General features: G+C 71.0%; 14 protein-coding genes and 1 tRNA gene. 5 read left to right on the forward strand and 10 right to left on the reverse strand.

All coding sequences use genetic code 11. From position 1 onward, the window contains the following. Positions 1-15: 15 nt before the first annotated feature. From GGQ96_RS12175 to GGQ96_RS12205, 7 genes are all read right to left on the reverse strand, one after another. Entirely contained in the window at positions 16-753 is a 738-nt protein-coding gene (locus tag GGQ96_RS12175) for a class I SAM-dependent methyltransferase (RefSeq protein ID WP_184114977.1), read from the reverse strand. A 23-nt stretch (positions 754-776) separates the two neighbouring features. Further along, positions 777-1,796 carry an LLM class flavin-dependent oxidoreductase gene (locus GGQ96_RS12180; RefSeq protein ID WP_184114979.1) on the reverse strand — a complete coding sequence of 340 codons (1,020 nt, stop codon included), beginning with the start codon at positions 1,794-1,796 and terminating at the stop codon, positions 777-779. A 142-nt stretch (positions 1,797-1,938) separates the two neighbouring features. After that, complete coding sequence (locus tag GGQ96_RS12185; RefSeq protein ID WP_184114981.1) at positions 1,939-2,433, reverse strand: DUF2141 domain-containing protein; 495 nt, start codon at positions 2,431-2,433, stop codon at positions 1,939-1,941. Further along, complete coding sequence (locus GGQ96_RS12190) at positions 2,430-3,347, reverse strand: hypothetical protein (protein ID WP_184114983.1); 918 nt, start codon at positions 3,345-3,347, stop codon at positions 2,430-2,432. The genes GGQ96_RS12185 and GGQ96_RS12190 overlap by 4 nt, the downstream gene beginning before the upstream one ends. Then, positions 3,344-4,498: a glycosyltransferase gene (locus tag GGQ96_RS12195; RefSeq protein ID WP_184114985.1), complete on the reverse strand. Its 1,155-nt coding sequence runs from the start codon at positions 4,496-4,498 to the stop codon at positions 3,344-3,346. Before GGQ96_RS12195 ends, GGQ96_RS12190 begins: the two co-directional genes overlap by 4 nt. Positions 4,499-4,609: 111 nt before the next feature. Continuing rightward, entirely contained in the window at positions 4,610-7,105 is a 2,496-nt protein-coding gene (gene gyrB / locus GGQ96_RS12200) for a DNA topoisomerase (ATP-hydrolyzing) subunit B (RefSeq protein WP_184114987.1), read from the reverse strand. A 129-nt stretch (positions 7,106-7,234) separates the two neighbouring features. Continuing rightward, complete coding sequence (locus GGQ96_RS12205; protein WP_184114989.1) at positions 7,235-7,729, reverse strand: thiamine phosphate synthase; 495 nt, start codon at positions 7,727-7,729, stop codon at positions 7,235-7,237. 52 nt (positions 7,730-7,781) lie between these two features. Here GGQ96_RS12205 and GGQ96_RS12210 point away from each other — a divergent pair, with 52 nt between their 5' ends. Genes GGQ96_RS12210 through GGQ96_RS12220 form a run of 3 tightly spaced genes read left to right on the forward strand, consistent with a single transcriptional unit; the run spans position 7,782 to position 9,582 of the window. Further along, positions 7,782-8,438 (forward strand): YggS family pyridoxal phosphate-dependent enzyme, encoded by a 657-nt coding sequence (locus GGQ96_RS12210; RefSeq protein WP_184114991.1) that lies wholly within the window; start codon positions 7,782-7,784, stop codon positions 8,436-8,438. Beyond that, the gene (locus GGQ96_RS12215; protein WP_184114993.1) at positions 8,435-9,124 is read left to right on the forward strand and encodes an HAD family hydrolase; all 690 of its coding nucleotides are present in this window, start codon (positions 8,435-8,437) and stop codon (positions 9,122-9,124) included. The genes GGQ96_RS12210 and GGQ96_RS12215 overlap by 4 nt, the downstream gene beginning before the upstream one ends. Continuing rightward, positions 9,121-9,582 carry a nucleotidyltransferase domain-containing protein gene (locus GGQ96_RS12220; protein WP_246360461.1) on the forward strand — a complete coding sequence of 154 codons (462 nt, stop codon included), beginning with the start codon at positions 9,121-9,123 and terminating at the stop codon, positions 9,580-9,582. Before GGQ96_RS12215 ends, GGQ96_RS12220 begins: the two co-directional genes overlap by 4 nt. A 21-nt stretch (positions 9,583-9,603) precedes the next feature. Here GGQ96_RS12220 and GGQ96_RS12225 read toward each other — a convergent pair whose 3' ends face one another. Continuing rightward, positions 9,604-11,697, reverse strand: a complete 2,094-nt coding sequence (locus tag GGQ96_RS12225) for a hybrid sensor histidine kinase/response regulator (protein WP_184115002.1) — start codon at positions 11,695-11,697, stop codon at positions 9,604-9,606. A 244-nt stretch (positions 11,698-11,941) separates the two neighbouring features. Here GGQ96_RS12225 and GGQ96_RS21455 point away from each other — a divergent pair, with 244 nt between their 5' ends. Continuing rightward, positions 11,942-12,580: a PEPxxWA-CTERM sorting domain-containing protein gene (locus GGQ96_RS21455; protein WP_246360462.1), complete on the forward strand. Its 639-nt coding sequence runs from the start codon at positions 11,942-11,944 to the stop codon at positions 12,578-12,580. 71 nt (positions 12,581-12,651) lie between these two features. Here GGQ96_RS21455 and GGQ96_RS12235 read toward each other — a convergent pair whose 3' ends face one another. Then, complete coding sequence (locus GGQ96_RS12235) at positions 12,652-12,933, reverse strand: DUF5818 domain-containing protein (protein WP_184115004.1); 282 nt, start codon at positions 12,931-12,933, stop codon at positions 12,652-12,654. A 149-nt stretch (positions 12,934-13,082) separates the two neighbouring features. Beyond that, positions 13,083-13,157, reverse strand: a tRNA-Gly gene (locus GGQ96_RS12240). Between the two features lie 211 nt (positions 13,158-13,368). Between GGQ96_RS12240 and GGQ96_RS12245 the strand changes: the two genes are divergently transcribed. Then, positions 13,369-14,730, forward strand: a complete 1,362-nt coding sequence (locus tag GGQ96_RS12245) for a DNA polymerase Y subunit UmuC family protein (RefSeq protein ID WP_184115006.1) — start codon at positions 13,369-13,371, stop codon at positions 14,728-14,730. Positions 14,731-14,745: the final 15 nt, after the last annotated feature.

The following is a 14,745-nucleotide window of genomic DNA, read 5'->3' on the forward strand; positions in this document are numbered from 1 at the left end:
ACCCCGGCAGCCCGGTCAGGGCTTGCGGAACTTGAAGACGAACTGATCGGTCCGGCCCCGGATGGCGGGATCGAAGACGTTCTTCGAGTGATCGTCCGACGGGTTGCGCAGCACCTTGCTCTCGCCGACGAAGCGGAAGCCGGCGGCTTCGACCTGACGGCGCACCGCCGCCGGATCGATCCGGTGGGTGGTGGCGGTATGCGACAATTCGGTGCCGGGGGCGTCGGCATGGTCGATCACGATATAGGTGCCGCCCTTCTTCAGCAGCTTGAACACGGCCGCATCGAACGACCGCAGCGCCGGTTCGCCGCCACCGCCATTGGGGATGTCGTGGTAGTTCTGCGCCGTCCAGAACAGGTCGACCGGCACCGGTGCGGCCGGCAAGTCGACCGACTGGACCTCGGCGGTGACATTGGCGAGCCCCCGACCCTGGAGCGCGGGGAGCGACTTGGCGGCATATTTGGCGCCCGCCGCCGGCCAATAGGCATAGACATGCCCCTTCGCGCCGACGACGCCGCTGAAGATGCGCGTCCAATAGCCACTGCCCGGCAGGTAATCGACCACCACGTCGCCAGGCTTCACCCCGGCGAATTGCAGCACCGCCGCCGCCTGGCGCCGAGCATCGTCGCCCTGCTGGTCGGCCCGCGCCGGATCGGCGAGCGCGCGCGCGACCGGCGATTCCGCCTGTTGCGCGGCGAGCGGGGCCGCCACCAGCACCATCATCGCCGCCGCCATCGTCCATCCTGGCTTCATCGTCGCTCTCCTTGTCTTCCGGGTCAGGCCAGCAGGTCGCGGACCATCGGGATCACCTGCCGGCCGTACCGCTCGATACAGCCCATCAGCCGGTCGTGCGACAGCGGCCCCGCGCTGTATTTCAGGTGGAAGCGCGACAGGCCGAGCGTGCGCACGGTGGCCGCGATCTTGCGCGCCACCGTCTCCGGCCCACCGACATAGAGCGAACCGGCGCGGACCTCGGCGTCGAAGGCGGCGCGCTGGAGCGGCGGCCAGCCCCGGGTCGATCCGATCCCGTCATGCATCCGCTTGTAGTCGGGGAAGAACTCGTCGGCGGCGCTGGCATCGTCGCGGCCGACATAGCCGGGTGAATGGACGCCGACCGGCAGCATCGGCTGGTTCCGGTCCTGGAGCGCGCGGGCATAGAGATCGACGAACGGGCGGAAGCGGGCCGGGTCGCCGCCGATGATCGCCAGCAGCATGGGCAGGCCGTAATGCGCCGCGCGCACCACCGATTGCGGCGACCCGCCGACCCCGATCCAGGTCGCGAGCGGGGCCTTTTCCACCGGCGGGTAGATGTCCTGCGCGGACAGGGCGGGGCGGACGTTGCCGCGCCACGTCACCGGGCCGCCGCGCCGGATCGCGGCGAACAGGTCGAGTTTCTCGTTGAACAGCCGCTCATATTGGTCGAGCGGATAGCCGAACAGCGGAAAGCTCTCGGTGAAGGACCCGCGCCCCAATATCGCCTCCGCCCGGCCCGAGGACAGGGCGTCGAGCGTGGCGAACCGCTGATAGACGCGGACCGGATCGTCGGAGGACAGCACCGTAACCGCCGAGGCGAGGCGGATGCGGCCGGTGCGCGCGGCGATCGCGGCCAGCACCGTCTCGGGCGAGGAGATGGCGAAATCGCCGCGGTGATGCTCGCCGACGCCGAACACGTCGACCCCCGCCTGGTCGGCCAGCACCGCTTCCTCGACCGTGTCGCGGATCGCCTGGGCCGGGTGGACCGGGGCGCCCGCCGCCTCCGTCACGTCGCCGAACGTATCGAGCCCGAATTCCGTCATCATCGCTCCATGCTTGTCCTTATCCACAGCCTAGAACGGTTTGTGCCCGAACGATATCGCCGCTTCGCGTTATCCACAGGGCGACACGCATGGCACAGGCTCCAGCGAACGCCGGATCAGGGTCTCAGGATGTCGCCAGCGCCTAGCGATCGATCGGCGCGAAGGAGAACAGGCCGTGGCGATAGTTGAGGGTGATGCTGAGCCGCGTCGGCGCGTCGCCGACCCGCGCGGCGGCGTCGCGGGCATGGGGTTTCCACCAGCCGATGACCGGGTTGCCGGCAAAGCCGACGCCATCATGCCACAGGCTGAACCGGTGGTTGGCGTCGCGGTCGTGGAGCAGGCTGATCGCGTAGCGGCCCGGGGCCGGCGCGCGAATGCACAGGGTCACCGGGCCCGCGATCGGCACGGGCAGGTCGACGCGGCGGAACGGCTTGCCCGCCGCGACCAGCCAGTCGTCGTCGGCCAGGAAGTCCGCGTCATTCGCCGGATACAGCTCCAGCCGCAGCCGGCCCCGGCGGTCCTTCAACCCGTCGACGGTGACGAGGAAGGCGGGGCCGGTCTCGCCGGGGGCGCAGGCGGCGTCGCGCGTGCCCAGCGCGGGGTGGACGGCGGCGAGCAGCGCCAGCGCCGCGATCATCGCCGCCGCGCCGCAGCGAACAGGCCGCCCGCGCCCAGCACCATGCCGACCAGCAGGTGGGCGGCCAGGATCAGCGTCGCCATCAGGGTCATCGCTTCCGCTACGCCCGCATCCTTGCCGACGAGCAGCGCGGCGAGCCCGGCGAAGACCAGGTCCTTGTTGGGCAGGAGCGGCAGCCGCGCGACCAGCAGCCGGAGCGTCGCGAGCACCAGCCACCAGCGCACCGCGACGCCGGGCAGCATCAGGTGCCACATCAGCGCCGCCAGCACGGTGGTGGCGATGGTGCGGAGCAGGTGCACGCCCGAAATCATCCACAGGGTCGGCGCCGGCAGGGTGAATAGCTGGCGGCGGAGCAGCAGCAGGACGAGCGACAGGCCGATCACCAGCCCGATCGACCAGAGCAGGGTCGATCCGCTGATCCCCAGGTCGAGCGACCCGACCAGCGGCGCGGCAACCAGCACCATCGCCAGCGTCGTGCCGTTGCCGACCAGCGCGGATAGGATCGTCACGTCCTTGATCGCACCGAAGGGGGCGGTGCCGGCGGCCATGTGGCGGCGCGCCCAGGCGTAGAAATAGACCTCTCCGATATAGCCGAGCAGCAGTTCGTTGCCGACCAGCTTGCGCAACAGCGGCACGAAGCCGGACAGCGGCAGCCCCCAGAGCCGGCGGAAGATCACCCAGTCGGCGATCGGCCCGGCCATGTAATAGAGCAGGAACACCAGCCAGAAACCCACCCCGCGCGGCAGCAGCGCCCAGAGATGGGCGAGGTCCAGCCCGCGCAACTGCCACACCACCGCGCCCAGGATGGAGAGCGAGACGATCGGCGCCAGGATCTTCGACCAGCGCGAGACGGAACCCTCCGGGTCGGGCGCGGTGGCGTCGGCCATCGCCTGGTCGATCATCGTATCGCTCATGCGGCGGTTTCCCGCGCCATCCGCGCGAAGGTCGCCCAATAGCGGCCGGCGGCGGCCTCGATGGTGAAGCGCCGCGCCTGGGCCAGGCTGGCGGCGGCGGCTTGCGTGCCCGGCCGGGCGGCGGCGATCGCCGCCGCCAACGCCGCGACATCGCCGACCGGCACCAGCGTGCCGAGCGCGCCCTCCTGCAGCAGCGCGCCCATGCTGCGGCTGCACCGCGTTGCGACGATCGCGCGATCGGCGGCCAGCGCCTCCAGCACCACCGCCGGCACGCCCTCGAAATCCGACGACAGCAGCAGCACGTCATGGTCGGGCAGCCGCAGCGCCGGGTCGGGCTGATAGCCGAGGAAGGCGACGCGCGTCGCGATCCCCAGCCGCTGCGCCCGAGCCTCCAGCGCGGCGCGATCGGGGCCGTCGCCGATCAGCGTCAGCCGGTCGTCCGGCCCGCTGCCGCGCTCAAAGGCGTCGAGCATCAGCGCGATGTTCTTCTGCGCCGCCAGCCGCCCGATCGCGACGAAGCGCCGGCCCGGACCGACACGGGCCGGTTCGGGCGACGCCCTCAACCGGTCTATCAACGCCTCGGACAGGGCAGGATCGGGGATGATCGTGATCCGCTCGGCCGACACGCCCGTCGCCTCGGCGATCTCGGCGCGCATCGGCGTCTCCATGCCGGTGAAATGATCGATGAGCCGCCCCTGGACGCGCAGCCAGCGGCGGTAGAACCAACGTTGCCAGCCCCGCGTGTCGCGTCGATCGAGATCGTTGCTGATCTTGGCGACGACCGGCGGGCAGTGGCGGCCCAGGATCAGCTTCATCGCCACCGCGACCACCGCATAGCTGTTGCCCGCGCAGAACAGCAGGTCGGGGCGCAACGACCGGATGACGCGCGGCAGCGTGGCGATCATCCACAGGGTCTCCCAATGCACGATGCCGGGCCAGCGGCAGCGCGGCATCACCGCCGCCAGTCCCGCGCCGACATCCGTCGCCATTGCGCCGTCCGCGCGGCCCAGGAACAGGGGCGCGTCCAGCCCGTCGGCGCGCCAGCGGCGGACCAGCCGCAGCGCGATCCGCTCCACCCCGCCGGGCTCATGGCTGTGCAGGAAGGTCAGGACGCGCAGCGGCGGTGGCGAAGGCGGAGGGGCGGGGGGCATCGGGAAGGCGGTCTCGTGACGTCGGGCGCGGGCGGCTGGCCCATGCAGACAAGACGACGCCGTTCGCCCGACCCGCAGCGGGCCGGGCGAAAAAAGCGTCGCCCTTCGCCGTCAGACGTCGAGATTGGCGACGTTCAGCGCGTTTTCCTGGATGAACTCGCGCCGCGGCTCGACCACCTCGCCCATCAGCTGGGTGAAGATCATGTCGGCCGCCGAGACATCCTCGCTGGTGACGCGCAGCATCGAGCGGTTGGACGGGTCGAGCGTGGTTTCCCACAATTGCTCGGCGTTCATCTCGCCCAGCCCCTTGTAGCGCTGGATGGCCAGGCCCTTGCGTCCCGCCGCCAGCACCGCGTCGAGCAGCTGCGACGGTCGCGCCACGCGCGATTCGCCGCGCGCCAGGGTGGCGGCGGTCGCCTCCTCGTCGCCCGCCCCGTCCTCGGCCGCTTCCGCCTCGACGCTGGCCGCGCCGCGTGCCGGCACCAGCTTGCCGGCCTGGGCGAAGCTGTCCGCCTGCTCGGCCGCCAGCGTGTGGAGCTTGCGCGCCTCGGCCGAGGAGATGAAGCTGGCCTCGACGATGTGATGGTCCGTGACGCCGCGCCACAGCCGTTCGAAATGGATGCCGCCCTCGTCGGTCAGCCGCGCCGACCAGCGCGCCTCGTGGTCGCCCGCTTCCAGCCGGCGCGTCACCTCCGCCACCCGGCCCTGGCGCTGCTCGCGCGTGAAGCTCGGGTCGAGTGCGCCGGCGAGCGCCAGCACCTCGATGATGACCGGGTCGTAGCGGCGCGGCACATAGCGCATCAGCGTGCGCATCCGCCGCGCATGGTCGGTCAGGTCGCGCAGGTCGGCACCGGTGCGCGGACCGTTCGCGGTCTCGAACACCATCGCCGCCACGCCGCCCTCGACCAGGTAGTTGTCGAGCGCCGCATCGTCCTTCAGATACACCTCCGACCGGCCCTTGGTCGCCTTGTAAAGCGGCGGCTGGGCGATGAAGAGGTGGCCACGCTCGATCAGCTCGGGCATCTGGCGGTAGAAGAAGGTCAGCAGCAGCGTGCGGATGTGGGCACCGTCCACGTCCGCGTCGGTCATGATGACGATCTTGTGGTAGCGCAGCTTGTCGGCGTTGAACTCCTCGCGGCCGATGCCGGTGCCCATCGCCTGGATCAGCGTGCCGATCTCCTTGGACGAGATCATCCGGTCGAACCGCGCGCGCTCGGTGTTCAGGATCTTGCCGCGCAGGGGCAGGATCGCCTGGAAATGGCGGTTGCGCCCCTGCTTGGCCGAGCCGCCGGCCGAATCCCCCTCGACGAGGAACAGCTCGGACTTGGCGGGGTCGCGCTCCTGGCAGTCGGCCAGCTTGCCGGGCAGCGAGGCGATGTCCATCGCCCCCTTGCGCCGGGTCAGTTCGCGCGCCTTCTTCGCCGCCTCGCGCGCGGCGGCGGCGTCGATCACCTTGCCGACGATCGAGCGGGCGTGCTGCGGATTCTCCTCCAGCCATTCGGCCAGCTTGTCGGCCATCAGGCTTTCCAGCGGCGCGCGCACCTCGGACGAGACCAGCTTGTCCTTGGTCTGGCTGCTGAACTTGGGGTCGGGCAGCTTGACCGAGACGATCGCGGTCAGACCCTCGCGCATGTCGTCGCCGGTCAGCGTGACCTTCTCCTTCTTCAACAGCCCCGACTTGTCGGCATAGCTGTTGAGCGTCCGGGTCAAGGCGGCGCGGAAGGCGGCGATGTGGGTGCCGCCGTCGCGCTGGGGGATGTTGTTGGTGAAGGCCAGGACGTTCTCGTAATAAGAATCATTCCATTCCAGCGCGACGTCCATGCCGATCGCGTCGCGCTGCCCGTGGATCGCGATCGGATCGGGGAAGAGCGGCGTCTTGGCGCGGTCCAGCCACTTCACGAAGGCGGCGATCCCGCCCTCGTAGAACAGCTCCACCGTCTTCGGCTCGTCGTGCCGCGCATCGGTCAGGAACAGGCGCACGCCCGAATTGAGGAACGCCAGCTCGCGGTAGCGATGCTCCAGCTTGTCGAAGTCGAACTCCGTGATCTTGAAGGTGGCGGGCGAGGGCAGGAAGGTGACGCGCGTCCCCTTCTGCCCCTCCGCCGCCGGGCCCACGACCTTGAGCGGCGCGACCGCGTCGCCATGGGCGAAGCGCATGAAATGCTCCTCGCCGTCGCGCCAGATCGTCAGGTCCAGGAATTCGGACAGCGCGTTCACCACCGACACGCCGACGCCGTGCAGGCCGCCCGACACCTTATAGGCATTGTCGTCCGAGGTATTCTCGAACTTGCCGCCGGCGTGGAGCTGGGTCATGATGACCTCCGCCGCCGACACGCCCTCCTCGGGGTGGATGCCGGTCGGGATGCCGCGGCCATTGTCGGTGACCGACACCGAGCCGTCGGGATTGAGCGTGATGTCGATCCGGTCGCAATGCCCCGCCAGGGCTTCGTCGATGGCGTTGTCCGACACCTCGAACACCATATGGTGGAGGCCCGAGCCGTCGTCGGTATCGCCGATATACATGCCCGGACGCTTGCGCACCGCGTCGAGGCCCTTCAGCACCTTGATCGACGAGGCGCCATATTCGTTACTGGGGTTCGTTGCCATGGTGGAGATATAGCGAGGGACGCGCCAACTCCCAAGGCATTTGGCGGTTCCCCGGTACAGGCGATGTCCCGCACGATCCTCGAGATTCCTCGCCGGCATGGCGAGGCCTGAAGCGGACGGCGATCCGCGCTATGCCCGGGGTCCTTGCCCTGCGGGCCGGTCCCAGCCGTCGATGCCCGCCCAGCCGGCGAAGCCCAGCGCGCGGACGCGTCGCCAGCGTCGCTCGGTCATCCCGCCCAGCGCGATCATTCCCGCCCCGCAGTCGATCCGCGCGGCGCGCATCGGCCCCAACGCCTCCGCCCCCGGATGCGAGCGGGTGGGGAAGACCGGCGACGCCAGCAGCAGCGCCGCCCCCGCGCGCCGGCCCGCCACCGCCTCGCGACGGTCATGCGCGGGCCAACTCGTCGCGCCGCGCACCCGGCCATGCAGCCCCGCCGCGCCCGGCAGCGGCGGCCGCGCCGCCAGCAGCATCAGCCGCCGCGCCCGCGCGATGCGGCGGACGCGGGCGAAGAGCGCGCGGCGCTCGGCCGGCGGCGTCGCATGATGGCGGAAGATCACGCCGCTGCCCGGCGGCAGGCGACGGAGCATCGGCCACAGCCGGTCGCCAACCCGTTCGTCGGTCATCAGCCAGCGCATGGGGTATCGGGACGCCACGTCCGCGCCTATAGGCCGCGCCATGATCGAAGACGAGAGACTGGCCGCGATCCGCGCCCGCATCGACGGCGCGGCGCGGCTCGCCGGCCGCGCAGCCGACACGGTGACGTTGGTGGCGGTCAGCAAGACCCGTACGCCAGAAGAGATCGCCCCGCTCCTCGCCGCCGGGCAGCGGGTGTTCGGCGAGAACCGCGTGCAGGAGGCGGAGGGCAAATGGCCCGCGCTGCGGGCAGGCCATCCCGATATCGCGCTGCACCTGGTCGGGCAGTTGCAGTCGAACAAGGCGGCGGATGCGGTCGCGCTGTTCGACGCGATCCATTCGGTCGACCGGTCGTCGCTGGTCACCGCGCTCGCCCGCGCGATGGAGGGCGGGCGACGGCCCGACTGTTTCGTGCAGGTCAATATCGGCGAGGAAGCGCAGAAGGGCGGCTGCCCGATCGGCGCGCTGCCGGCGCTGCTGGCGGAGGCGCGGGCGGCCGCGCTGCCGGTCAGGGGCCTGATGGCGGTGCCGCCACTGGGGGTGGACGCCGCGCCCTATTTCGCGCTGCTCGCCAAGCTGGCGCGCGACCATGGGCTGGCGGGGCTCAGCATGGGCATGTCCGACGATCTGGAGACGGCGGTGATGCTGGGCGCGACGCATGTCCGGGTCGGCACCGCGCTGTTCGGGGCGCGGGCATGACGCCGACCCTGACCATCGACCGGGTGCGGTTCGACGCGCTGCTGTTCGATTTCGACGGCGTGCTGCTGGAAAGCGAGTCGGCGGGCAATCGTCATATCGCCACGTTCCTGACCGAGGCGGGCTATCCGACCACGCCGGCCGATTCGATGGCGCATTTCATGGGTCTGGCCGGACCCGACTTCCTGGCGGCGATCGAGCGCCATATCGGCGCGCCGATCCCGGAGGGTTTCGCCGCGGCGCGGCGGGCGGAGGATATCCGCGCCCTGGACGAGGGGCTCGGCGCGGTGGCGGGGGCGGTCGCTTTTGTCCGCTCGCTGCCGGCCGACCTACCCAAGGCGATCTGCTCGTCCAGTCCGGTGCACTGGATCGACACGCATCTGCGCCACCTGGGGTTGCGCGACGCGTTCGGCGAGCACCTTTATTCGGGGCGCGAGCACGTGGCGCGCGGCAAGCCCGCGCCGGACCTCTACCTCCATGCCGCTGACCGGCTGGGCGTCGACATCCGCCGCTGCGCGATCCTGGAGGACTCGCCGGTCGGCGCGACCGCGGCGGTGGCGAGCGGCGCCTATGTCATCGGCCTGTGCGCGGGCGAGCATTGCGCGGTCGGCCACGACCAGCGCCTTCGCGCGATCGGCGTCGATGCCACCGCGCAGGATTTCGGCGACGTGGCGCGATTGCTCGGATGATCAGGGCGGGCACGCCGGCGGCGCGGGCGCTGGCGGACGTGGCTGCCGCGATGCGGGACGCAAGGCATGACTGGTGGATCATCGGCAGCGCGGCCGTCGCCCTGCTCGGCGGCGACACCCCGTTGGCGGACATCGATCTGCTGATCGACCCACGCGACGGCCATGCCTTGCTCGCACGCCTGAAGGTCGCGCCCCTGGCTCCCGACCGCGACGCGCGGTTCCGTTCCGCGACGTTTGCGCGTTGGACCGGGTCATGGATGCCGGTCGAGATCATGGCGGACCTGTACGTCGGCCACGATGGCGGCTGGCAGCGCGTCGCCCCGACGACCCGCCAGCCCGTCCCGGTCGGCGGCGAGACCGTGTACGTGCCGGAGCGTTGGGAGATGATCGCGCTGTTGCACCGGTTCGGCCGCCCGAAAGACCTGCAGCGAGCGCGACTTCTGGTTATGCGACCTTAAAACAGCCGGGCTCGCGGCCGCTCACCTCCGATCCAGCACCCGGCGCAGCGCGCGCGACAACTGGTCGAGCGAATAGGGTTTGTGCAGCAGGTCGAAGCCATGCTGCGCGTTCTCCGCCAGCACATGGCTGTAGCCGCTGCACAGCACCACCGGCAGCGTCGGATGCCGCCGGCGCAGCGTCGTCGCCAGCTCGACGCCGTTCATGCCCGGCATCACCACGTCGGAGAAGACCACGTCGAAGCGCGACGGATCGTCCTCGACCATCGCCAGCGCGGCGGTGGCGTTGGTCGCCAGCACGCTTTCATAGCCGATCTCGCTCAGGGCGGCGGTGGCGAAGCGGCTGACCTCCTGATTGTCCTCGACCAGCAGCACGCATTCGCCGCGCCCGTCGATGCCGTCGGCGGCCGGGTCGGGCCGGTCCGGCGCGGCGGCGCCGACGACGCGCGGCAGATAGATGGAGAAGGTCGCGCCCTCGCCCACCCGGCTGTCGACGCCGACATCGCCGCCCGACTGTTTGGCGAAGCCGATCACCTGGCTGAGCCCCAGGCCCGTGCCCCGGCCGACGCCCTTGGTGGTGAAGAAGGGCTCGAAGATCCGCGCCTGGTTCTCGAACGCGATGCCGTCGCCGTCGTCGGTGACGGAGACGATCACGAAGGCGCCGGCGATGGCGTGATGGCCGCGCAGCGACGGGATGCCGGGGGCGGGCGCCACCGCGATACGCAGATGTCCGCTGCCGGCGCCGCTGCCGCCGACGATCGCGTCGCGGGCGTTGACGACCAGATTGACCAGCGCCGTCTCGAACTGGCTGCGGTCCACCTCCGCCAGGCAGGGGGTGTCGGCCGCGTCGAAGGCCAGCGCGATCCGCCCGCCGACCAGGGTGCGGACCATGTCGAGGATGCCCGCCACCGCCGCGCCGACGTCGATCAGCTCGGGCGTCAGGGCCTGGCGGCGGGCGAAGGCGAGCAATTGCCCGGTCAGCTTGGCGGCGCGGTCGGCGGTGTCGCTGATCGCATCGACATAATGGTCGCGCTTCGCCGGGGACAGGCTGGGCCGGCGCAGCAGCTCGACCGATCCGCGGATGATCGTCAGCAGATTGTTGAAGTCGTGCGCGACGCCGCCGGTGAGCTGGCCGATCGCCTCCATCTTCTGCGCCTGGCTGAGCTGTTCGCTGGCGAGGCGGAGCTGCTCGGCGGCGACCTTTGCGTCGGTGACGTCGCGGCCGACCGCGAAGATCTCGGTATCGCCCGGCGCCGCCACCCACTGGACCCAGCGATAGCTGCCGTCCTTGTGGCGAGTGCGCATTTCGAACTGCGGCAGCACGCCGTCCTTGGCGGTGACGATCGCCGCCTGGGTCGCGGCCATGTCGTCGGGATGGGCGAGCGCGTCGCCGGCCAGGCCGACCAGCTCCGCCTGGTCATAGCCCAGCACCTGGGTCCAGGCCGGGTTGACGCTGAGATAGCGGCCGTCAGACCCGACCACCGCCATCAGGTCGGGCGACAAGTTCCACATCCGGTCGCGCTCGGCGGTGCGTTGCGCGACCAGCCGTTCCAGGTCGCGGTTGAGCGATTGGAGCTGGCGCTGTCCCTCCGTCACCGCGCGGTCGGCCAGCACGCGCGCCGTCGTCTCGTTGGTGAAGATGAACAGGCCGACGATCGCGCCATCCGCGCCCAGCACCCGCGAATAGGAGAAGCTCCACCAGGTGTCGGCCGCGCCGCGATCGGTGTCGAGTTTCCAGGGCAGGTCGACGAAGCGCTGGCTGCGTCCGGCATAGGCCGCCTCGACGATCGGCCGGGCCTGGTCCCAGGCGTCGGGCCAGACCTGCGCCAGGGTCGATCCCATCGCGCCGTCCAGCCGGGGACCGAGCAGCGGGAAATAGGTTTCATTGAAGAAGAAGAACAGCTCGTCCCGCCCCCAGCACAGGATCATCGATTCGGGCGAGTTGAGCAGCAGGCTGAGCGCGGTCTTGAACTCGACCGACCATGTCTCCGGCGGCCCCAGCGGATGGCGGGTCCAGTCGCGCGCCAGGATCAGCCGCGTCGCCGCGCCCCCGCCGGCGAGGAACCGGAGGCCGATCGGCAGGTCGCGGTCGGAACCATGGGAGTCGTAAGGCGGCATAAGCTCCGACGAGCGTTGGACAAGCCGGGCATGACCAGCCTTCCGGCGGTCGTCAAGGCCGCAACCCTGGGCCGCCGGCCGGGACGCCAACCGGCTGGGGGTGGCGAGGTTTACGATCCATAATGGGACACGTCAAAAAAGCCTAAATTCGTCAATGAACTATTTACCTAAGCGGACATTTCACCGGTCGCCGTGGGCGGGGTGCCGCCTCGGGTCTTCTGGGCTCTTCGAAGGACATCTCTCTATGCAACTGATCAAAGCTGCTTTTGCCGCATCCGCCCTCTTCCTGGCGCCGGCGGCGGCCAACGCGACGGTGGTGGGCAGCCTGGGCGGCGGCACGGGCACCTTCGCGACGCTGAGCAGCGCCGGCCTCGACGGCGGCACGGTCGCGACGCTGAGCGGTGGCACCGTCTATACCTCGGACCGTCCGTTCGCCGACATGCCGGCGGGCACGATCTTCGGCAACACCTTCCTGGCGGCGGGTCCGCTGGCCGGCCAGCCGGCGACGCTCAACTTCGGTTCGGCGCTCAGCTATCTCAGCTTCCTCTGGGGGTCGCCGGACACCTGGAACCGCCTGACGGTCAACACCAACCTGGGCAGCTACGACTTCACCGTCAATTCGCTGAACTTCGCGGTGCGCGACGGCAACCAGGCCTTTTCGCAATATGTGCAGTTCGCCGCGAGCGCGGGTGAGTCGATCACCGGCGTGACCTTCACCAACGATCCAGCGCGCGACGCGTTCGAGGTCGCCAACTTCAATTACACGCTCGCCGCCGCCGCCGTGCCGGAGCCCGCCACCTGGGCGATGATGCTGCTCGGCTTCGGCATGATCGGCGCGGCCGCCCGCTATCGCCGTCGCGGCGTCGCCGTCACCTACGCCTGATATCGCCTGATATCGCCTGCAACGGGTCGCCGGATCATCCGGCGGCCCGTTTCGTGCATCTGCGGACCCAATCAGCGCCCTCGCATCCTCGCGCCGAGCCAGGCGTGGACGGGCGATTCCGGGGACGGGTCATTCTTCTGCCGGAGGAACATCCGCTCGACCGTCAACGGGTCGAAGCCGGTTCGGCGGCCCTCCACCGCTACGCGCCGGCCGGGATGACGCCGCCGGCGACCCAGCGGATCGACGCGCCAGCGTTCGCCGCCCTCCATCTCCTCCACCGGCCCGACCGGCATCGTCCGCAGCGTACCGACGACGCCATGGCGCGTACCCTGGGCATGGTTCGTCTCCCGCAAAGTCCGACGCGGTATGCTTGCGCGACTTGGCGTGCGGCTGATCCCCTGGCGATCGGGGAGGCGGTGAACCGAGGATACCCAAGGCTTGATGGCTATAGAAGAGGAGGTCGCCCCATGGGGCTTGACCGAAAGGCCTTCGTGAAGAAGACTGGAGCGGGCGAAGGGATTCGAACCCTCGACCCCAACCTTGGCAAGGTTGTGCTCTACCCCTGAGCTACGCCCGCTCTGGCGTCCGTCCGACCGGGTGGTCGGTGGGTGTGCGGCGCTCCTAGCCGTGGGTGTGGAACCGCGCAAGCGTTAATTTCAAAAAAGTTGCAGCTTGGCGGAGGCTGTTCAGAACAATAGAAGAACGCTTATGCGCGACTCATCCGTCCTGCCGGGCTTCCCCGCCGGGCCATCGTCCGGTGACCGCCGGCCTGCATCGGCGTGCGGCCGGTGAGCGGCGCGGTGGCGCGGCGCTTCCTGGCGCTGGTCTTTCCGATGCTGCCGTTCGAGCGGTTGCGCGCGACGCGGCCGACCCTGTTCGGGGACGATGCGCCGGTTGCGCTGACCCAGCGGATCGGCGGCACGGAGCGGCTGGCGATGGTCGATCCGGCGGCGGCGCGGGCGGGACTGGCGACGGGCGGAACGGTCGCGGCGGCGCGGGCGGTGGTGCCCGCGCTCATCGCGCTGCCCGCCGATCCCCATGGCGATTGCGACTGGCTGGAGCGGCTGGCGGAGGGGTTCGCGCGCTACACGCCGCAGGTCCGGCTCGACCCTGCCGACGGGCTGACGCTCGACCTGTCCGGCCGGCCGGGCGACGACGCCACGCTGGTCGCCGATCTCGAGACGCGCCTGGCGCGGCGGGGGGTGATCGTGCGCCATGCCTTTGGCGGCACCCCGGCGGTGGCGCGCGCGCTGGCGCGTTTCGCGGGCGGCCCGGCCCCGGACGAGGCGGGCGCGGTGCGGCGGCTGCCGGTCGCCGCGCTGGAGCTGGAGGCGGAGGAGACGGAGGCGCTGGTCGCCGCCGGGCTGCGCACGGTGGGCGACGCGGCGGCGCGGCCCCAGGCGGCGCTGGCGGCGCAGTTTGGTCGCGCGGTGGTGGAGGCGGTGCGGGTCCTGACCGACCCGCGGGCGCCGCTGCCGCCGCTGCCGACGCCATCCGCACGGCAGGTCGACCGGGCCTTGGACGCGCCAGCCATGGCGGCGAAGACGGTGCTGGCCGAAATCGCGGCGGCGCTGGCGCCGCTGGTCGCCGAGATGACGGCGGCGGGCGAGGGCGGGTGCGACTGGGAGGCGGCGCTGTTCACCGGCGACGGCCAGCGCCTGACCTTGCGGGTCGAGACGCCCGAGCCGGGGCAGGCGGCCGCGCCGGTGCTGCGCGGGTTCGCCAGGGGTTGGTCGACGCTGGCGGAGCGACTGGCCGCCGGCGGTGGCTGCGACCTGGTCCGGGTCCGCGTGCTGCGCGCCGCGGCGATTGGCACCGGGCGGCTGGCGCTGGAGGGCGGGGTGGCGGTCCGGCCCGACCGCGCCGCCCGCCTGCGCCGCTCCGCCCCGGCGGCGGCGGTGGCGCCGTCGCAGCTCGGCCTGGCCTTCGCCGATCCGGTGGTGGATGCCGACCGCCTCCCGGCGGAGACCGCCCCCGCCGAGCGCGTGCCCGAGAGCCTGGGGCCGGTCCGCGCCTTCGATCCGCCGTCGGCGGACCGGTCGCGGCGGCGGGGCGGGGCGTTGGCGCGGGCGCGGGCTGTTCGTCCGACGGGCCTTCCATTACGCCGCGTGCCGCCCCAGATAGCGGGCCAGCACAAGTGGGAGCAGTGATTTGGCCAGCCTGGG

The sequence above is a fragment of the Sphingomonas abaci genome, from assembly GCF_014199625.1.
In the GTDB taxonomy this organism is placed as follows: domain Bacteria; phylum Pseudomonadota; class Alphaproteobacteria; order Sphingomonadales; family Sphingomonadaceae; genus Sphingomonas; species Sphingomonas abaci.